At 50.9% G+C, this 18,848-nt stretch carries 17 protein-coding genes; 9 read left to right on the top strand and 8 right to left on the bottom strand.

What is annotated here, in order from left to right:
* Positions 1-10: 10 nt before the first annotated feature.
* Positions 11-1,018: a BMP family protein gene (locus J1C60_RS01590; protein WP_229655776.1), complete on the bottom strand. Its 1,008-nt coding sequence runs from the start codon at positions 1,016-1,018 to the stop codon at positions 11-13.
* 110 nt (positions 1,019-1,128) lie between these two features.
* Between J1C60_RS01590 and J1C60_RS01585 the strand changes: the two genes are divergently transcribed.
* Entirely contained in the window at positions 1,129-2,028 is a 900-nt protein-coding gene (locus tag J1C60_RS01585) for a LysR family transcriptional regulator (protein WP_128177144.1), read from the top strand.
* On the opposite strand, the gene J1C60_RS01580 is transcribed toward J1C60_RS01585, so the two are convergent.
* The gene (locus J1C60_RS01580) at positions 2,000-2,803 is read right to left on the bottom strand and encodes a creatininase family protein (RefSeq protein WP_128177142.1); all 804 of its coding nucleotides are present in this window, start codon (positions 2,801-2,803) and stop codon (positions 2,000-2,002) included. The genes J1C60_RS01585 and J1C60_RS01580 overlap by 29 nt on opposite strands.
* 172 nt (positions 2,804-2,975) lie before the next feature.
* On the opposite strand from J1C60_RS01580, the gene J1C60_RS01575 reads away from it, so the two are divergent.
* Positions 2,976-3,845, top strand: a complete 870-nt coding sequence (locus tag J1C60_RS01575) for a phosphoribulokinase (RefSeq protein WP_128177141.1) — start codon at positions 2,976-2,978, stop codon at positions 3,843-3,845.
* 68 nt (positions 3,846-3,913) lie between these two features.
* On the opposite strand, the gene J1C60_RS01570 is transcribed toward J1C60_RS01575, so the two are convergent.
* A complete protein-coding gene (locus tag J1C60_RS01570; RefSeq protein WP_128177139.1) occupies positions 3,914-4,318 on the bottom strand; it encodes an OsmC family protein in 405 nt (134 codons plus the stop codon).
* Between the two features lie 398 nt (positions 4,319-4,716).
* Here J1C60_RS01570 and crp point away from each other — a divergent pair, with 398 nt between their 5' ends.
* Together crp and J1C60_RS01560 are read left to right on the top strand one after the other, a co-directional pair.
* Positions 4,717-5,349 (top strand): cAMP-activated global transcriptional regulator CRP, encoded by a 633-nt coding sequence (gene crp, locus J1C60_RS01565; protein ID WP_000242758.1) that lies wholly within the window; start codon positions 4,717-4,719, stop codon positions 5,347-5,349.
* A gap of 61 nt (positions 5,350-5,410) precedes the next feature.
* The gene (locus tag J1C60_RS01560; protein ID WP_128177137.1) at positions 5,411-7,486 is read left to right on the top strand and encodes a YccS/YhfK family putative transporter; all 2,076 of its coding nucleotides are present in this window, start codon (positions 5,411-5,413) and stop codon (positions 7,484-7,486) included.
* 68 nt (positions 7,487-7,554) lie between these two features.
* On the opposite strand, the gene argD is transcribed toward J1C60_RS01560, so the two are convergent.
* The 5 genes from argD to ppiA form a co-directional block, all read right to left on the bottom strand.
* Positions 7,555-8,775 carry a bifunctional acetylornithine/succinyldiaminopimelate transaminase gene (gene argD / locus J1C60_RS01555; RefSeq protein WP_128177135.1) on the bottom strand — a complete coding sequence of 407 codons (1,221 nt, stop codon included), beginning with the start codon at positions 8,773-8,775 and terminating at the stop codon, positions 7,555-7,557.
* A 285-nt stretch (positions 8,776-9,060) separates the two neighbouring features.
* A complete protein-coding gene (locus tag J1C60_RS01550; protein WP_128177133.1) occupies positions 9,061-9,636 on the bottom strand; it encodes an aminodeoxychorismate synthase component II in 576 nt (191 codons plus the stop codon).
* Between the two features lie 113 nt (positions 9,637-9,749).
* A complete protein-coding gene (locus J1C60_RS01545) occupies positions 9,750-10,340 on the bottom strand; it encodes a putative adenosine monophosphate-protein transferase Fic (RefSeq protein WP_128177131.1) in 591 nt (196 codons plus the stop codon).
* Positions 10,330-10,500: a YhfG family protein gene (locus J1C60_RS01540; protein WP_128177129.1), complete on the bottom strand. Its 171-nt coding sequence runs from the start codon at positions 10,498-10,500 to the stop codon at positions 10,330-10,332. Before J1C60_RS01540 ends, J1C60_RS01545 begins: the two co-directional genes overlap by 11 nt.
* 266 nt (positions 10,501-10,766) lie before the next feature.
* On the bottom strand, positions 10,767-11,339 hold the full coding sequence (gene ppiA / locus J1C60_RS01535; protein WP_128177127.1) for a peptidylprolyl isomerase A: 573 nt from the start codon (positions 11,337-11,339) through the stop codon (positions 10,767-10,769).
* A 274-nt stretch (positions 11,340-11,613) separates the two neighbouring features.
* Here ppiA and tsgA point away from each other — a divergent pair, with 274 nt between their 5' ends.
* The 5 genes from tsgA (at position 11,614) to cysG (ending at position 18,820) form a co-directional block, all read left to right on the top strand.
* Complete coding sequence (gene tsgA / locus J1C60_RS01530) at positions 11,614-12,795, top strand: MFS transporter TsgA (RefSeq protein WP_128177125.1); 1,182 nt, start codon at positions 11,614-11,616, stop codon at positions 12,793-12,795.
* A gap of 526 nt (positions 12,796-13,321) precedes the next feature.
* The gene (locus tag J1C60_RS01525) at positions 13,322-14,272 is read left to right on the top strand and encodes a hypothetical protein (protein ID WP_128177123.1); all 951 of its coding nucleotides are present in this window, start codon (positions 13,322-13,324) and stop codon (positions 14,270-14,272) included.
* 230 nt (positions 14,273-14,502) lie between these two features.
* Positions 14,503-17,046 (top strand): nitrite reductase large subunit NirB, encoded by a 2,544-nt coding sequence (gene nirB / locus J1C60_RS01520; protein ID WP_128177121.1) that lies wholly within the window; start codon positions 14,503-14,505, stop codon positions 17,044-17,046.
* Positions 17,043-17,369 (top strand): nitrite reductase small subunit NirD, encoded by a 327-nt coding sequence (gene nirD, locus J1C60_RS01515; protein WP_128177119.1) that lies wholly within the window; start codon positions 17,043-17,045, stop codon positions 17,367-17,369. Before nirB ends, nirD begins: the two co-directional genes overlap by 4 nt.
* An 86-nt stretch (positions 17,370-17,455) precedes the next feature.
* A complete protein-coding gene (gene cysG, locus J1C60_RS01510; protein ID WP_128177117.1) occupies positions 17,456-18,820 on the top strand; it encodes a siroheme synthase CysG in 1,365 nt (454 codons plus the stop codon).
* Positions 18,821-18,848 lie beyond the last annotated feature (28 nt).

Below are 18,848 nucleotides of genomic sequence, written 5' to 3'. Positions count from 1 at the left end.
CTCTCGCCCCTCAGACTTTTACCAGTAACGCGCCACTATCAAGCTGCTGCCAGATAGCCAGAAAAGCCTGCCATGCACTGGCGCTAACCAGCTTGCTGTCAAACTGGCCGCTGCCGTAGATCACCGACCAACTTTTAGCGACGCTGGGCTGCCACTCTTTCCCGCCCGAAAATTGGTGGTTAGCTACCGAGTGCCCTACCTCTTCCACCAACCAGTCAAGGTTTTGCTTAAAACTACAGGCGACGGTACCTGGAACAATATCTTTCTGGTCGGAATAGCAGCCAATAGCTTTCACTTTTGCCGCTGCGGCTCCCTGCAACGCCCCCAGTCCGGTGACATCTGCCGCATGCCAAATCACATCCGCCCCATTGCCGATCATGGTGGTTGCCGCTTCACGTCCCTTCGCTGCATTACCGTATTCACCGGTAATAACGCCCAGGCCTTTCACACCCGAACGCGCCTTCTCCGCACCCGCGATAAAGGCCCGCATCATCCCTTGCTGTGTAGGGTTATCACCACCACCGACAAAACCAACAGCGCGACCGTTCGTTGAGATCAATGCCGCCAGCGCGCCTGCTGCATATGCTGCCTGGATATAGGCCAGGTCGACATATTCAACGTTAGGCGGCGCAGCTTCAGCAGGTTTGAATGTAGAAGCAAAAAACTGCGTGTCTGGATATTCAGGCGCAATTTCTGCAAAGGCAGAACCATACTCAAAGCTGTGCCCGATAATGAGCGCAAAACCGTCATCGGCATAGCCACGGATTGCCTGTTCCATCTGTGCCTGCGGCACGCTCTCGCTGTAGGCAACGGTATAGCCCTGTTTTTTCAGCGATTGCAGTCCTTGCCAGGCCAATGTATTCCAGCCGCCATCAGCAATAGAGCCGGGTAACAGCAACGCGACTTTAACGTGTGCGTCTGCCGCCTGCGCTTTACTTGATAACAGCGGAGTGAGTGTGGGCAACAACACCGCTCCTGCCAGCATTTTTGCGAAATCTCTGCGACTTAAACCCGCCATTTTTATGCTCCTCCTGCTAAATATGCTTCTGTTATGCCGTGATTTTCGTTACCTTAAAAGCATATATTTTCGCACTCAGTGATGCCTAAAAGGCAACGCAAAGGAGAAGCATGCTGCAGCACCGGTTGTTAATTTATCTTGATGAAGTGGCGCGGTGTGGATCGATCCGTAAGGCAGCGGCACGCCTGCATATTTCAGCCTCAGCGATTAACCGCCAGATCCTGGCGCTGGAAGAAACATTAGGTACCCCGCTGTTCCAACGACTGCCACGAAAAATGGTGCTGACCGCCGCTGGTGAAACGCTTATCCACCACGTACGGCAAAGCTTTAAGGAGCTGGAGTGGGCACAGATAAAAATTGAGGAGTTGAAAGGGTTACGGCGCGGTGAAGTAACCGTCGCAATGATGAGCGGTCTGGCAGCAAACCTGATTCCGCGCACGGCTGCCGAGTTTCGTCGGGCAAATCCGCGCGTCAAATTGATCCTTCGTCAAATGACCACCGGTGAAGATATTATCAATGCTGTCGCCTCCGGCGAGGCCGATTTAGGGCTCGGTTTCGATTTCGAACTCCCGCCGACGTTAAGAACCCTCGCATCGTCAGTTGGCCGTCTGGGTGCTGTGGTTGCGCCGGGCCATATTCTGGCAGATAAAACCAGCCTGCGTCTCAGCGATTGTGTGCCACATTCATTGGTTATTGCCGATAAAAGTATGGTGATCCGCCCTTATCTTAACGATCTTTTCGCACGAGCCAAGGTGACCATGCAGCCGGTCATTGAAACCAACTCCATTGAAGTGATGCGCCAGGCCGCGATGGTCGATCAGGCGCTCACCTTTTTAACACCGTTCGATATTGAATTTGATTTACGCAGCGGCAGATTGATCTATATTCCGGTGCGTGAATTGTCGCAGCAGCCGCAAACACTGATGCTGATCGGTCACGATCGTGGCACCAGCGCAATTGGCAGCGTATTAGCAGAAACGATTAAAGGGATGATGGCGGAAATGGCGTAAAAGCCTGTACCTCCTGAACCAATTGAACTAACGCCTGGGCAGCACGTTCTGTTTCAATTTTTCCACGGGCTGCATCCGCTGAGGCCGCATTACCGGTCGTACCGGAAGGATGAAGATCCTCAGCCATCCAGCCAAAGCTTACGCCACCTTCGGGCGTTAGAATCCCACCTTTCTCCGCCGAAGCTACCGAGGCCGAAACGAAATTTTCCGCATACTGCATCTGTACCAGTTCAGGGTGCAAATGCAGCATCACGCTGGTTTCCGACTCTCCGCCATGGATACCATGCTGTAGCTCATCGGCACAATACAGATCGCTACTGTCAATGGTGCGAAACCAACTGGCGCCAACGGCGAACATCTCAAGCTCAACGCGCAGTTGGCGACAAACAATCTCCATCAGTTGCGGCTGGCCGCCGTGTGAATTCCAGAAAATAATTTTACGTGCGCCAGCGCGCCAGGCGCTTTTCGCAACCTCAAACCATACCTTTCCCAAGAGATCATAAGGCAACGTTAACGTTCCCGGATAACTGAGATGTTCATCAGATTTGCCGATTGGCAGCGCAGGCATCACCAGTACCGGTAAGTCCGCCGGCATCAGTTCAACCGCGCGCGCAATAATACCGGCATTAATCGCGGCATCTACGCGTACGGGCAGGTGTGGGCCGTGCTGTTCCACTGCGCCAATAGGTAATATCACCACCACCTTTTCCATTTCAAGTTCGCTAAACTCACGCGTCGAGAGATCCCACCACCAGCGGGATGAGGGCATATTCATTGGCAACCTCCTGCAATATTTATCTCAGTTTCGCCAATTTAACGCGCTGATGAAAGCAACAAAATTGCCGCACTGTGTTGCTTTTTTTGCATCAAAAAGCGACGGAGATGACTTTGCTGCGCTAAACGTGATAACAATGCACTTCGCCCGAATTTTCTCAGGGAGTTCTATTATGTCATCCAGACACCCGGTTATTGCGGTCACGGGTTCAAGCGGCGCAGGAACCACGACGACCAGCCTCGCCTTCCGCAAAATCTTCCAGCAGCTTAATTTGCATGCAGCCGAACTGGAAGGTGATAGCTTTCATCGCTATACCCGTCCGGAAATGGATCTGGCAATCCGTAAAGCTCGTGATTTAGGGCGCCATATTAGCTATTTCGGACCGGAAGCAAACGACTTCGGGCTACTGGAAGAAACCTTTAGCGAATATGGCCGCAGTGGTCGCGGTAACTCACGTAAATATTTGCACACGTACGATGAAGCCGTGCCGTGGAATCAAGTGCCTGGCACCTTTACGCCGTGGCAACCGCTACCGGAACCCACTGATGTGCTGTTCTATGAAGGGCTGCACGGTGGCGTGGTAACCCAGCAGCACAATGTGGCGGAGAAAGTCGATCTGCTGGTGGGCGTAGTGCCGATCGTTAACCTGGAATGGATCCAGAAACTGGTTCGCGACACCAGCGAGCGCGGTCATTCGCGTGAGGCAGTAATGGATTCTGTCGTACGATCCATGGAAGATTATATCAATTACATCACGCCGCAGTTTTCACGAACCCACATTAACTTCCAGCGCGTGCCGACCGTCGATACCTCAAATCCCTTCGCCGCACGAGATATTCCCTCGTTGGATGAAAGCTTTGTGGTGATCCATTTCCGTGGGCTGGAGGACATTGATTTCCCTTACCTGCTGGCGATGATCCAGGGATCGTTCATTTCCCATATTAATACTCTGGTGGTACCGGGAGGCAAGATGGGGCTGGCGATGGAATTGATCATGGGGCCGCTGGTTAAGCGTCTGATTGAAGGGAAAAAAATTGAGTAACTCGTCAAGCCAGCCAAGGCTGGCAGGAACACTGCAGTGGCGGATCGCAATCCGCCCTGCGGGCTATATTACAGTTCGATGACTTCATAGCTGTGCGTGATCTCTACACCTTTACCCAGCATCAGCGACACCGAGCAATATTTTTCTATCGACAGGTCGACCGCGCGTGCCACCGCTTTATCATTCAATCCGGCGCCACTAACGATAAAATGCACATTAATGTGGGTAAAAAGACGCGGTGCCTCTTCGCGCCGCTCGGACGTCAATTTCACTTCACAGTCAGCCACGTCGTGGCGCCCTTTTTGCAGGATGGAAACCACGTCAATTGCACTGCATCCCCCCGCGGCCATTAATACCATCTCCATCGGACTGGGCGCTTTATCACCGGAATTACCATCCATCAGCACCTGATGCCCGGATGCAGATTCACCTAAAAAAGTCAGCCCTTCTACCCACTTTACACGCGCCTGCATAACATTCATCTCCTGATTCGTCCGGTTGACTTCAGACTACGCTTTACAAGAAAAAACGGCAACGCTATGCAATTCACTTCATGCTGAAGCGAGACAACAGGAGACACTTAGCGAAAGCTGTGCTACAAACGAAGTTGTAATATTTTGCCAACTCATATATACCCTGAAGAGCACGGGTAGCAGGATGGTGGTAAGCGGGTATACCCACATGTAAGACAACGCAGCCAAAAACTTGCAGTCCGAAGTATGACGGGTAATCAGTCCGGCGAAAGTGGGACAACATAATGAGCAGATGCCCGGATAAAATTCCTGATAGGAAAACGCTTGAATATTTCAACGCCTGGCAGGGAATACCCTCCCTGTATTTAGGGCACGATTACAATAGAGGATAACAGCGAATGGTTCTCGGCAAACCGCAAACAGACCCGACTCTCGAATGGTTCCTGTCACATTGCCATATTCACAAGTATCCATCCAAAAGTACGCTGATTCACCAAGGTGAAAAGGCGGAAACGCTCTACTACATCGTGAAGGGCTCTGTAGCAGTGCTGATTAAGGATGAAGAAGGCAAAGAGATGATCCTCTCTTATCTCAACCAGGGCGATTTCATTGGCGAGCTTGGCCTCTTTGAAGAAGGCCAGGAACGTAGTGCTTGGGTTCGGGCCAAAACAGCCTGTGAAGTGGCTGAAATTTCTTACAAAAAATTCCGTCAGCTGATTCAGGTCAATCCTGATATTCTGATGCGTCTCTCTTCCCAAATGGCGCGTCGCCTGCAGGTCACCTCAGAAAAAGTAGGTAATTTAGCTTTCCTTGACGTGACGGGGCGTATTGCGCAAACGCTGCTCAATCTGGCTAAACAACCGGATGCCATGACGCATCCAGACGGTATGCAGATCAAAATCACCCGTCAGGAGATTGGTCAAATCGTCGGCTGCTCGCGTGAAACCGTCGGCCGTATCCTGAAAATGCTGGAAGATCAAAACCTGATTTCCGCACACGGCAAAACGATTGTTGTATACGGCACACGTTAATTCATCCCGACCCACGGCGTGATGTTGCTATCACGCCGTTTTTTTATATTGCGATAACCTGATGTGGCGGAGAATCATTTATCACCCTGAAATAAACTATGCGCTGCGCCAGACGCTAGTGCTGTGTTTACCGGTGGCCATTGGCTGGCTGCTTGGCGATCTCCAAAAAGGACTGCTCTTCTCGTTAGTCCCCGCCTGCTGCAATATTGCCGGGCTCGATACGCCACACAAACGCTTTTTTAAGCGGCTGATTATCGGCGGTGGCTTATTTGCTCTCAGTAGTTTTCTGATCCAGTGGATGACGCAACACCAGCTCCCTTTGCCTGCAATCCTGTTTGCTATGGCCATGCTGCTGGGTGTGACCGGAGAAATTAGCCCGTTACATGCACGGCTTCTCCCCGCGTCCTTGATTGCCGGAATTTTTACGCTCAGCCTTATTGGCCACATGGCGGTATGGGAGCCTCCCCTGCTCTATATACTCGGTACAATCTGGTATGGCGCATTTAACTGGTTCTGGTTTTGGCTGTGGAAAGAGCAACCAATGCGCGAAACGATCAGCCTGCTCTATCGTGAACTGGCCGACTACTGTGAAGCAAAATATAGCTTGCTAACACAGCTCACCGACCCTGAAAAAGCACTACCACCTCTGTTAGTACGACAGCAGAGAGCGGTGGACCTGATCACCATCTGCTATCAGCAGATGCATATGCTGGCGGCAAACCGCCACAGCAGTCATAAGCGACTGACGCGTGCATTTCAAGTGGCACTCGATCTGCAGGAGCATATTGCCGTCAGCCTGTCGCTACCGGATGAGGTGCAAAAACTGGTTGAACGCAGCCATGCTGAAGCGGTGATTCGCTGGAATGCACAGGCGATAGCGGCCCGGCTTCGTACGCTAGCCGATGATATTCTTTACCATCGGCTACCCGAGCGCTTTAGTATGGATAAGCAGCTGCAGGCACTGGAGAAAATCGCACGACAGAACAGTGAAAACCCAGTCGGCAATTTTTGTTATTACCACTTCAGTCGCATCGCGCGCGTGCTGCGCACCCAACGCCCGCTTTACCAACGTAATCTAATGGAAGATCGACAACGACGACTGCCGCTGATCCCGGCACTGAAAAGTTACCTTTCACTCAACTCATCCGCATTGCGAACGGCGACACGTTTCGCCGTCATGCTGGTGATTGGCAGTACGCTGGCGCTATTTTTCAATATTCCTAAGCCTTACTGGATTCTGATGACAATTATGTTCGTCAGTCAGAACGGCTATAGCGCCACCCGCGTACGCATTCAGCACCGTGCTCTGGGTACGCTAGTCGGATTAATTATCGCTGCGGCAACGCTGCGCTTGCAGGTTGCAGATAGTTGGGTACTGCTCGCGATGCTGACAATCACACTGGTAAGTTATTTGTTTATCCGCAAGTTTTATGGCTGGGCAACGATTGGTTTTACCGTCACCGCCGTCTATTCACTGCAATTGCTAACGCTGAATGGCGCGCAGTTTTTACTACCGCGGTTGATGGATACCATCATGGGATGTCTGATTGCTTTCGGCGGCATGATCTGGCTCTGGCCGCAATGGCAAAGCGGCCTGCTGCGACAAAACGCCCACGATGCACTGGAAGCTGACCAGGACGCATTAAGAATGTTGCTGGGAAACGAGCAGGACAGCGTGAAACTGGCCTACCAGCGCGTCCGCGTCAACCAGGCGCATAACGCGTTGTATAACTCATTAAATCAGGCGATGCAGGAACCAGCCTTTAATGCTCAGTATCTGTCTGATATGAAGCTCTGGGTGACGCATAGCCAATTTATCGTCGAGCATATTAATGCGATGACGATCCTGGCTCGTGAACATACTATGCTTACGCCATCACTAGCCGAGCGCTATTTGCAATCCTGCGAGGTCGCGCTGCAGCGATGCCAGCAGCGACTGGAATATGACGGTCCGGGGTCAGATACTAATATCCTCGAAGCGCAAAATAATCTGCATACCGGTCCAATAACCATTATGGAACGGCATGTTTCGCGGATTCTGGGTCATCTGAGCGTAATGCATACTATCTCATCACTGGCATGGAGCCAGCGCCCACGTCACGGAAAGTGGCTGGTTGGGAAGCTGAGGAAATCATAGCAAACGGACAGAGAGTAACTGCCCGTTGAGGTTGGCCTGCGTATCGGCATTCCAGGCAACACCGCTTGCTATTCGGCCAGTACGCTCTCCAGGGCTCGAGCAAAACGCGCCATTCCTTCGACAATATCCGTGGGTTCAATGATCAACGACGGCGCGAAGCGGATAACGTCAGTACCGGCATTTAACACCATTACGCCCTGCTCCGCGGCAGCGTTCAATACATCACGCGCTTTACCCGCATATTGTGGCTTCAGCACAGCGCCAAGCAGCAACCCTTTTCCGCGGATCTCGCTGAAGACATCGAGTTTGCTGTCGATCGCCTGCAACGCATCAACAAATTGCTGACGACGGACTTCAACACCCTTTAGCACTTCGTCGCTATTAATAATATCCAGCGCCGTCTCCGCTATCGCACAGGCCAGCGGATTTCCACCATAAGTCGTTCCATGAACACCCGGTGCCATCACGGATGCGATATCCTGCGTGGTTAGCATCGCGCTCACCGGAAAGCCACCACCTAATGCTTTTGCCGTAGTAAGAATATCGGGCTTTACACCATAATCTTCATAAGCAAACAGCTTGCCGCACCGCCCCATTCCACTCTGGACTTCATCGAACACCAGCAGCGCATTGTGCTCATCACATAATGCCCGAAGTCCCTGAATAAATTCCTGCGATGCGGGCATAACCCCGCCTTCACCCTGGATCGGTTCAACCACGATAGCGCAGGTATGATCGTCAATAACTGCTTTAACCGCAGCCAAATCGTTGTAGGGAACATGCACAATATCCGCGGGCTTAGGACCAAAACCGTCAGAATATTTCGGCTGCCCGCCAACCGTTACGGTAAATAAAGTACGGCCATGAAACGCATTATGAAACGCGATAATTTTACTTTTGTAAGGGCTATGGCGCGTTGAAGCATAGTAACGCGCCAGCTTAAATGCCGCTTCGTTAGCTTCCGCACCAGAATTAGCGAAAAAAACGCGATCGGCAAAAGTGGCAGCGATCAATTTGCTGGCCAGCCGCAACGCTGGTTCATTGGTAAAAACATTACTGGTGTGCCACAGAGTTTCACCCTGCGCTTTCAGCGTCTCCACCAGTGCCGGGTGGCAGTGCCCCAGCGCGGTGACGGCAATACCGCCGGAAAAATCGATATATTCTTTACCCTGCTGGTCCCACACCCGGCTGCCTTTACCTTTGACTGGTACAAACTGTGCGGGTGCATAAACAGGCAAAATAACCTGTTCAAAGGTTTCCCGCGTTACCGCCATTTTTTCCGCTGCCATTGACTACCTCTCATGATGTCACGTTATATGCTCGTCATACTTCAAGTTGCCTGTGCATTGAATTTCATAGCGAATATCGACCGCTTCTCTGAGGCGTGTATTCAGGAGGGTGTCTTGCTGTCTGCGTTCTGCAACTCGAAGTTATCACAGTATCAATATATGCAATTATAATCAAAAAATACGCATAAAAAATCACTAAAAGAGAAATGAGAGCAGCACGTTATCCGCCGCCTATAACATCAGGCAGATCGATATATTAATCAGTGTCGGTAGTTCGGAGGCGATTTACAGCGTAAGAAAATTGGCCAGCAACTGGTGCCCTTGCTCGCTCAAAATACTTTCAGGATGGAATTGAACCCCCTGTAACGCCAGATGCTTATGGCGAAACCCCATGATTTCATCCGGTTCTCCCTCACGCAAGCTCCAGGCGGTGACTTCAAAATCGCGAGGTAGACTTTCTCTTTCAACAATCAATGAATGGTAGCGTGTCACCGTCAATGGATGTGACAATCCGGCAAATACGCCGCTATCATTGTGCTCGATCACTGACGTTTTCCCATGCATAACCTGGCGCGCACGTACCACCCGCGCGCCGAACGTCTGTGCAATCGCCTGATGCCCAAGGCAAACGCCCAAAATCGGTAACTTACCGGCAAATTTGGCAATAGCAGCCATAGAAACACCCGATTTATCAGGTGTACAGGGACCAGGGGAGATAACTAAGTGAGCAGGGTTCATTTGCTCAATATCTTCAAGAGTGATGCTGTCATTGCGACGCACGCAGACCGTACTGCCTAATTCACAAAAATATTGATAAAGGTTCCAGGTAAACGAGTCATAATTATCAATCAGTAACAGCATTCTTGCTCCAGACCGGGTAAATACGCCACTCTCACCCTGGCACAGGCAATCGCGGGCACAGACGCAGTCAATGCTGCCGCCTGAAGAATAAGTCGCATATTCTACCCAATTTGCTAAGCGACACTCACCACTTTACTAAAGATATCAATCAGCCCCTGCAGATTACCACTGACACCTTCACGGTTTGCAGCAAGCCATACTTCACGTTCGATCGGTGTCCAGTCAATCAGATAGCCCGCATGCAGCGCCAGCTGTTCAAAGAAAATACGCTGGGTACGCCCATTGCCATCGCGAAAGGGGTGCAACATATTAATTTCGCAATAGTAATACGCCAGACGCTCGATAAAGGCTTTCTGTGATAATCCGTCGAATCCCTTTTCCGCCTCCAGTGCCGCCATCAACGCATTGCCTTCCTTTTCAATATATTCAAAATGGCAGAATGGCGTGTCGTCGAGATAAATATCGATATGGCGCAGTTCGCCCGCCCATTCATACAAGTCCTGGAACAGAACACGATGAATTGCACAAAGATGGGGCAGGCCAGGGTTATCGCTTCCCAGTTCGAGGGTAGCCGCACGTAATGCGGTAAACGCGAGTTCAGCCTGCTGCAAGCGATGGGCTTCACGGATCTGCAAGCGGTTCTTCAGTACTTTGATATCCTGCCACAGATAAGGATCGCGGTCGGTCATTGCGTTAGCGCTCATAGTGCCTCCTCAATACCTTCAGACGCTCAATAACTTCGGTTGGCGATAGCGTAACCCGCTCGATCTCATAACCTTCAAGCCGAGTGCTGGCCTGAAAATTGGCGTTATGATATTGCAGCCAAAGCGCTGCTTTCTGCTTATCGGTCAGTTTCTTACTCATTATGCCTCCGTGACCGTGAAAGGGTTTTCTGACAACCAGCGTCTGGAGAGACAGCGTTCACTGTAGGTCCGGGGAGATAGAACGGCCTGGCATCCGTGCGATGATGAAATAAGCTGTCAGGTCAGATGCTAAGTATATACCCTAAATCGACGCGGTGATGGCGCAAGAACCCGCGAGAAGGGACGGTGGTTGGAAAATTCAGGTAAGAGCGTGGAGATGCAGCCCCGAAGGACGGAGCCGCAAAATAATAAGCCTGTACAGCGCTATCAGGGCAGAATTTTAGCCGAAAGGATCATTACCGGCTTACTGGGGACATTCTGGTAAGGTCCAACATTCTCTGTTTTGACCTGGGAGATCTTATCGGCGATATCCATTCCTTTCACCACTTTACCGAATACCGCATAACCGAAATCGCGTTGACCATGATCGAGGAAGGCGTTATCTGCAACGTTGATAAAAAACTGGCTGGTAGCACTGTCTTGTTCAGCCGTTCTCGCCATAGCGATGGAGCCGCGCACATTACGCAGACCGTTGTCAGCCTCATTTTTTATCGGCGCTTGGGTTGGCTTCTGCTGCAGATCGCTGGTAAAGCCACCACCCTGCACCATAAAACCCGGGATAACGCGATGGAAAGTGGTGTTGTTATAAAAACCACTATTCACATAATCAACAAAATTTTTCACCGAAACAGGCGCTTTTTGATTATCAAGTTCAAGTTCGATATTGCCAGCTGAAGTGGTCAGCAGCACATGCGTATCGCCTTTAGCGGCAAACGCGGAAGCAGAAAATGTCGACAGTGCGAAGACTGTCGCGACCACTGTCAAAGTACGTTTCAACATGAAAGATTCCTTACTGGGGGCAACAAGCTCAAAAATCGAAATTGATTGTAGAGATGCCATTATCTAAGGGCCAGCGTTTTACCTATATTTACGCAGGATTTTGTGGAAATAGCCGGTCCGGAGAGCTGAAAAAAGTGATAAGTGTCACGTTATAAGTGAAATCAATAAAACATGTTTCACTATATGTTTAATCGTGTCACGTTTATCTCTACAATTCGGCCGCTTACCCTGCAATTTCTGCTGCAGGACTTATTGACACACAGGTCTCCATAAAATGACTAATCGTAATCGAATCGGGCTTACCTGGATCAGCTTTTTCTCCTATGCGTTAACCGGCGCACTGGTCATTGTCACCGGGATGGTGATGGGCGATATCGCAGAGTACTTCCATCTGCCGGTGTCACAAATGAGTAATACCTTTACCTTTCTCAACGCGGGCATTCTTATCGCCATATTCCTCAATGCCTGGCTGATGGAGATCGTGCCACTGAAGCGTCAGTTGATCTTCGGTTTTGTCCTAATGATTCTGGCCATCGCCGGGCTGATGACCAGTCATAGCCTGAGTATTTTTTCACTCTGCATGTTTGTGCTGGGCGTAGTCAGTGGTATTACCATGTCGATTGGTACCTTCCTGATTACCCATCTCTATGAAGGGCGCCAGCGCGGTTCTCGCCTGCTGTTCACCGACTCATTTTTCAGTATGGCTGGTACAGTTTTCCCCATTATCGCCGGTATCCTGCTGGCACGTCATCTGCCATGGTTCTGGGTGTATGCCTGCATCGGTCTGATTTATGTCGCCATTTTTATTTTGACTCTTACCGTAGAATTCCCGGTACTGGGCCAAAAATCGATAGAGAATAAACCGGTCGAAAAAGAGAAATGGGGCATCGGTGTACTGTTCCTGTCTATCGCCGCACTCTGCTATATCCTTGGACAGCTAGGCTTTATCTCCTGGGTTCCGGAATATGCCACCAAAACCATGGGGATGGATATCTCTGCCGCCGGCCAGTTAGTGGGTAATTTCTGGACCGCCTATATGGTCGGTATGTGGATATTCAGTTTTGTGCTGCGCTTCTTCGACCTGCAACGTATTCTGCTGGTGCTAGCTGCCTTCGCTACCGTACTGATGTACTGGTTCGTCAGCAGCAATGATGCCTCCATGCTGAAGTGGATTATTATGGTCCTCGGCTTTAGCTCAAGCGCAATTTATACCACCATCATTACCCTGGGCTCCCTGCAGACTAAAGTATCTTCACCAAAACTGGTGAACTTTATCCTGACCTGCGGCACCATTGGCACGATGTTAACCTTCGTCGTAACCAGCCCTATCGTTGAACACGGTGGTCCACATGCCGCACTGGCAACGGCGAACGGCCTGTATGCGGTCGTTTTCGTAATGTGTCTGTTACTGGGCTTCGTGACCAAACACCGTAGCCACGGGCACGCGACGCATTAATTCTATGTTAAAGGAGCCTTTCCGGCTCCTTTTTTAATACAGACCCCTGCAAGAACTCTCCCCACGCCATTAATGCCCCCTTTCGCGTGCACCTACCCTAATGAAAGCAAAAACAATAAAAGCGGATCCACGCTTTAGCATTTACTTACACACTGGCTTCATCTATCAGGGGAATCTTTAACAGTATAAAGACACTTAATGCCGCGATTATTTTTGTCGCTATAAAGAAAGGTAGAAAAATGTCTGGTATAAGAAATACGGCTGGTAGCTATAACGTGAGTACTCGAACCTACAGGTTACCCAGCAAAATCTCCGCACGAACACACGCTCATCATCCGCTGCCTCCGCCCAAGGTAACCAACAGCAATCGCCGCCCCAAGGCGGCTATGCGCCACCACCAGCCAACCGACAGGTCCACCCCCTTGCCCGGCAACATGGCGCTAACCCCGCAATCGGAAACGCTATTTCTCGCACGACAACCGCTACACCAGATAGCAGAAATAATTTAGTCGCACGCTTTAATCAGATGTCGATCAGACAGCGCACAGATGTCGCAGCACTGGATTATCGGCAAAATGATGTCAGTGCGACACAACGCGAGTCAAGTTGGTCGGTAAAAATGCTGCAAAGTTTGAGTCCCGCCCAGGGAAAACTATTTCTGAGGCATATTTCAAATATCATCTTGAACGTTGAAAGATTAGAATCATTATATATAGGCTATTTATCAGAGACCTACGGAGAGAATCATGAGATTATTACCGTAGTTAAGGCGCTTTTTGCCGATACGAAAAAGACTAAAGAATACCTTAACGAGGGGGGAAGATTAAATCAGCCCTCCCCCCAACTTATTACGGGTCTTCTCGAGAACAAGAGTTATAAAAACATGCTCGACCTGAGAGGAATGTTATTAGAGATTACCGACTCCAGTTTGTATGACTCAATGCGAGAGCAATCCTTCTTTGAGGATCGTGGCCGTAACATGATACATGCAACGCGGGTACGTCAGAACAGCCTTTTTAATCGCCACGCCGGTATTGCAACTGAAGTAAACCGCCGTCCTTCTGTGGAAAACTTTTTCAGCAAAAACACAGAACACGCGAAAGCGGACTACGAAAGGAGCGAAAGCTCCAGCACAGCCCAACAGTTTAGACAGAGCGGCGCCCCTTTTATTACTGGGGCTTCCGGCACTATGCAGTATATTTTTCAGCATTTAGAAGTACTGAAACCTCATTCGAAGCTGACGCAAGAAGAGCGGGAGGCGGCGGAAACCAAGCTGTTAACGCACACAGCTATAATGGTTGCCGGCGGCCACCACAGCATCGTTGAAGCACTATTGCCGGGACGTCAACTCGGCTATTTCAGCGATCTCCCTGACCCTCTGAACGGAAAAAACGGCTATCGGGACTTCATGCGCGCCCTTGATACTCGCCTTGCAAGGCTAAATATGAGTGGTGGTGTTCGTCTAAGCCCAAATTAATTCAAAGAACAGGCCTGCAGAACAATAGCCGCAGGCCGAAATGCCCATTATTACACTCAAATCTGACACGATTCAGCTAAAACCGAATAAATTCCTTAGCTTAAGTAAACTCATCAAGAAATCAGCGACATACCCACAAAGAGGTATACAGCAAGAGGATTGATATACATCAATAATCGCCATTTCTGCCGCGCTATTGTAGCGTCAATTAATAAAAAATTGAGGCAAAAATGAGCAAAGTCAAACTCGTCATTATTGGTAATGGCATGGTTGGTCACCGCTTCATTGAAGAGATCATTGATAAAGCCGATCCCGGTCAGTTTGAGATAACCGTCTTCTGTGAAGAACCCCGTGTTGCTTACGATCGCGTCCATCTCTCAGCCTATTTCTCACACCATACTGCTGAAGAACTCTCCCTCGTCCGCGATGGCTATTACCAAAAGCACGGCGTAACCGTTCTGCTGGGTGAACGCGCGATTACAATTAATCGTCAGGAGAAGGTGATCTACTCAAATAACGGACGCCCGATTTGGTACGACAAACTGATTCTGGCAACCGGTTCATGGCCATGGGTTCCCCCTATTCTCGGCTCTGAAGGCCAGGACTGCTTTGTTTACCGCACAATTGAAGATCTCAATGCCATTGAAGCCTGCGCGCGACGCAGTAAAAGCGGCGCAGTGATTGGTGGTGGACTGCTAGGTTTAGAAGCCGCTGGTGCGCTAAAAAATCTCGGGATTGAAACACATGTTATTGAGTTCGCGCCGGTACTGATGGCAGAACAATTGGATCCAATGGGCGGCGAGCAACTGCGCCAGAAAATTGAACGCATGGGCGTACGGGTGCATACCGGTAAAAATACCCAGAAGATCGTTCATCATCATAACGCAGGTAAAACGCTGAACTTCGCCGACGGCAGCCATCTCGACGTTGATTTCATTGTATTTTCAACCGGTATTCGCCCGCAGGATAAACTGGCTAAACAGTGTGATCTGCCACTGGGTCAACGCGGTGGTTTTCTGATCAACGATCGCTGCCAGACTGCGGATCCAGATATCTATGCTATTGGCGAATGCGCCGCATGGAATAACCGTATTTACGGTCTGGTGGCTCCGGGCTACAAAATGGCACAGGTCGCCTGCGATCATCTGCTCGGTAACGAGAATGCGTTCACCGGCGCGGATATGAGTGCGAAGCTGAAATTGCTGGGCGTTGACGTGGGCGGCATCGGCGATGCACACGGCCGTACTGAAGGTGCCCGTAGTTATGTCTACCTTGATGAAAATAAAGAGGTCTATAAACGTCTGGTGGTGAGTGCCGATAACAAGACTCTGCTGGGTGCAGTGCTGGTTGGTGATACCAGCGACTACGGTAACTTGTTGCAGCTGGCACTGAATAAAATAACGCTGCCGGAGAATCCGGATACACTTATTTTACCAGCCCATGCCGGTGGGGATAAACCCACAATCGGTGTCGAGTCGCTACCGGATAGCGCACAGATTTGCTCCTGCTTCGACGTTACCAAAGGCGATATTATCAGTGCCGTACAGAAAGGCTGCCACACGGTTGCCGCTTTGAAAGCCGAAACCAAAGCTGGCACCGGCTGTGGTGGCTGCGTTCCGTTAATCACGCAGGTTCTGAACGTTGAACTGAGCCGTCAGGGGATTGAGGTGAACCACAATCTCTGTGAGCACTTCGCTTATTCACGTCAGGTGCTTTATCACCTGATTCGCGTGGAAGAGATCAAAACCTTCGATATGCTGCTGGAGAAACATGGTCAAGGCTACGGTTGTGAAATATGTAAACCTACCGTGGCTTCCCTGCTGGCTTCCTGCTGGAACGAATATATCTTAAAACCACAGCACACCCCGTTGCAGGACAGCAACGATATCTTTCTGGGCAATATCCAGAAAGACGGCACTTATTCCGTCATTCCTCGCTCTGCGGGTGGTGAAATTACCCCTGCCGGCCTGTTGGCGATCGGCAAAGTTGCGCGGCAATACAACCTCTATACCAAGATCACCGGCTCTCAGCGTATCGGCTTGTTCGGGGCCCAGAAAGATGACCTGCTGGCAATATGGAAACAGCTGATCGAAGCCGGTTTTGAAACCGGACACGCTTATGCCAAATCGTTGCGCATGGCGAAAACCTGCGTCGGCAGCAGTTGGTGCCGTTTTGGCGTAGGGGATAGTGTAGGGTTCGGCGTAGAGCTGGAACACCGCTACAAGGGCATTCGTACGCCGCATAAGATGAAATTCGGCGTCTCCGGCTGCACCCGCGAGTGTGCCGAAGCACAAGGCAAAGACGTCGGTATTATCGCAACCGAAAAAGGCTGGAATCTTTACGTTTGCGGTAACGGCGGAATGAAACCACGCCATGCCGATTTGCTGGCTGCGGATCTTGACCACGATACGCTGGTCAGCTATCTCGACCGCTTTATGATGTTTTACATCCGCACCGCCGACAAACTCCAGCGTACCTCCGTGTGGCTTGAAAGCCTGGAGGGAGGCCTTGATTACCTGAAAGAGGTGATTATTCACGACAAGCTGGGGCTCAATACTCAGCTTGAAGGCGAACTGGCACGTCTGCGAGAGGTCGTGACCTGCGAATGGACAGAAACGGTAAATGCCCCTCAGCAACAAACACGTTTCGCACATTTTATTAATAGCGTCCAACGCGATCCTAACGTGCAAATGGTTGCCGAACGCGACCAGCATCGTCCAGCTCGTCCCCTGGAACGTATCGCCGTCACGATGGTCGAGGAGGAGAACCGATGAACACGTGGAAAGTAGTGTGCTCACTGAACGATATCCTGCCTGCCACCGGCGTCTGTGCCCTCTTGGGAGAACAGCAGGTTGCCATCTTTCGTCCCGGCAAGGATGAACAACTTTATGCGATCAGCAACATCGATCCTTTCGCGAATGCCAGCGTGCTATCCCGCGGTCTGATTGTGGAACACCAGCAAGAGTTGTGGGTCGCCAGCCCGTTAAAAAAACAACGTTTCCGCCTGCGTGATGGATTATGCATGGAAGATGAACATTACTCCGTCGCCCATTTCCCGGTACGTGTCATCGAGGGCCGGGTAGAAGTTGCAGCCTGACGCGTTTTTCCCTGTCGAAGAAACTGGCTTGCGGGTACGCTATATACCAGCGTACCCGCAATACCCTGCCATCCAGAGGAACCACCATGGACTATCTGCCGCTATTTTGTCAGTTACGGGATAAACGTTGTCTACTGGTCGGAGGTGGCGACGTGGCGGAGCGTAAAGCCCGCCTGCTGCTGGAAACGGGTGCTGAGCTTTCAGTATGTGCTCTCGACTTTACCCCGCAATTCACCCTCTGGGCCCAGGCCGGAAAGCTCACGCTGGTTGGCGCTCCCTTTCGGGCCGAGATGCTAGATGGCTGCTGGCTGGTGTTTGCTGCAACCAACGATGAACGGGTCAATCAGGCAGTGAGTTCTGCCGCCGAAGTACGACGCATTTTTTGCAATGTGGTGGATGCACCGGAAAGTGCCAGCTTTATTATGCCGTCGATTATCGATCGTTCTCCCCTGATGATCGCCGTCTCTTCCGGTGGGCGCGCCCCGGTGATGGCACGTTTACTGCGCGAGAAACTGGAAGCCATGTTGCCGCTGCATTTAGGGAAGGTTGCTGCCTTTGCAGGTTCCCTGCGCGAGCGAGTAAAAAATCATTATTCCACGCACCGTCTTCGCCGCCGTTTCTGGGAAAAACTGTTCACCAGTGATCGGTTGGCGCAGTCACTCGCTAATAACGATGAACATCAGGTCACCAAACTTACCGAAGCGTTATTTAGCCAACCGCTGGAAGATCATGGTGAGGTAGTCCTGGTCGGTGCGGGTCCCGGTGATGCCGGTTTATTAACGTTAAAAGGGTTACAACACATTCAGCAGGCAGACATCGTGGTTTACGATCGTCTGGTTTCCGATGAAGTAATGAATCTGATACGCCGTGACGCCGAGCGTATTTTTGTCGGTAAACGCGCCGGGTATCACTGCGTGCCACAGTCAGATATCAATCAGATCCTGCTGGAGCAGGCACAGCGCGGCAAACGCGTAGTACGTTTAAAAGGTGGCGATCCCTTTATTTTTGGACGTGGGGCGGAAGAGCTGGAAGCCTTGCTTGATGCTGATATCCCTTTTTCGGTGGTGCCCGGGATTACCGCGGCCTCCGGTTGTTCCGCCTACAGCGGTATTCCCCTGACCCACCGCGATCATGCGCAAAGCGTGCGTCTGGTCACCGGGCATCTTAAGCCCGATGGTGAGTTCGACTGGGCAAACCTCGCCGCCGAAAAACAGACACTGGTGTTCTATATGGGATTGTCGCAGGCACCGGAAATTCAGCGTCAACTCAGTGCCCATGGCATGTCGTTAAACATGCCGGTAGCCCTGGTAGAAAACGGGACGTCGACACGTCAGCGCGTAGTCAGCGGCGAACTACATCAGTTGGCCGAACTTGCCCGACAGGTTGAAAGCCCCAGCTTGATTATTGTCGGCCGCGTCGTCGCCCTGCGCGATCGTCTGCGCTGGTTCTGAGTCTACCTTCGTAATAAAGGGGAGCCAT

Origin of the sequence: [Pantoea] beijingensis (genome assembly GCF_022647505.1) — a bacterium.
In the GTDB taxonomy this organism is placed as follows: domain Bacteria; phylum Pseudomonadota; class Gammaproteobacteria; order Enterobacterales; family Enterobacteriaceae; genus Erwinia; species Erwinia beijingensis.
This window is presented reverse-complemented; position numbering and strand designations above follow the sequence as displayed.

Coding starts and splice junctions, on each gene's coding strand:
- J1C60_RS01590 (WP_229655776.1), bottom strand. CDS start 1,018: ATGGCGGGTTTAAGTCGCAGAGATTTCGCAAAAATGCTGGCAGGAGCG.
- J1C60_RS01585 (WP_128177144.1), top strand. CDS start 1,129: ATGCTGCAGCACCGGTTGTTAATTTATCTTGATGAAGTGGCGCGGTGT.
- J1C60_RS01580 (WP_128177142.1), bottom strand. CDS start 2,803: ATGAATATGCCCTCATCCCGCTGGTGGTGGGATCTCTCGACGCGTGAG.
- J1C60_RS01575 (WP_128177141.1), top strand. CDS start 2,976: ATGTCATCCAGACACCCGGTTATTGCGGTCACGGGTTCAAGCGGCGCA.
- J1C60_RS01570 (WP_128177139.1), bottom strand. CDS start 4,318: ATGCAGGCGCGTGTAAAGTGGGTAGAAGGGCTGACTTTTTTAGGTGAA.
- crp (WP_000242758.1), top strand. CDS start 4,717: ATGGTTCTCGGCAAACCGCAAACAGACCCGACTCTCGAATGGTTCCTG.
- J1C60_RS01560 (WP_128177137.1), top strand. CDS start 5,411: ATGTGGCGGAGAATCATTTATCACCCTGAAATAAACTATGCGCTGCGC.
- argD (WP_128177135.1), bottom strand. CDS start 8,775: ATGGCAGCGGAAAAAATGGCGGTAACGCGGGAAACCTTTGAACAGGTT.
- J1C60_RS01550 (WP_128177133.1), bottom strand. CDS start 9,636: ATGCTGTTACTGATTGATAATTATGACTCGTTTACCTGGAACCTTTAT.
- J1C60_RS01545 (WP_128177131.1), bottom strand. CDS start 10,340: ATGAGCGCTAACGCAATGACCGACCGCGATCCTTATCTGTGGCAGGAT.
- J1C60_RS01540 (WP_128177129.1), bottom strand. CDS start 10,500: ATGAGTAAGAAACTGACCGATAAGCAGAAAGCAGCGCTTTGGCTGCAA.
- ppiA (WP_128177127.1), bottom strand. CDS start 11,339: ATGTTGAAACGTACTTTGACAGTGGTCGCGACAGTCTTCGCACTGTCG.
- tsgA (WP_128177125.1), top strand. CDS start 11,614: ATGACTAATCGTAATCGAATCGGGCTTACCTGGATCAGCTTTTTCTCC.
- J1C60_RS01525 (WP_128177123.1), top strand. CDS start 13,322: ATGTCGATCAGACAGCGCACAGATGTCGCAGCACTGGATTATCGGCAA.
- nirB (WP_128177121.1), top strand. CDS start 14,503: ATGAGCAAAGTCAAACTCGTCATTATTGGTAATGGCATGGTTGGTCAC.
- nirD (WP_128177119.1), top strand. CDS start 17,043: ATGAACACGTGGAAAGTAGTGTGCTCACTGAACGATATCCTGCCTGCC.
- cysG (WP_128177117.1), top strand. CDS start 17,456: ATGGACTATCTGCCGCTATTTTGTCAGTTACGGGATAAACGTTGTCTA.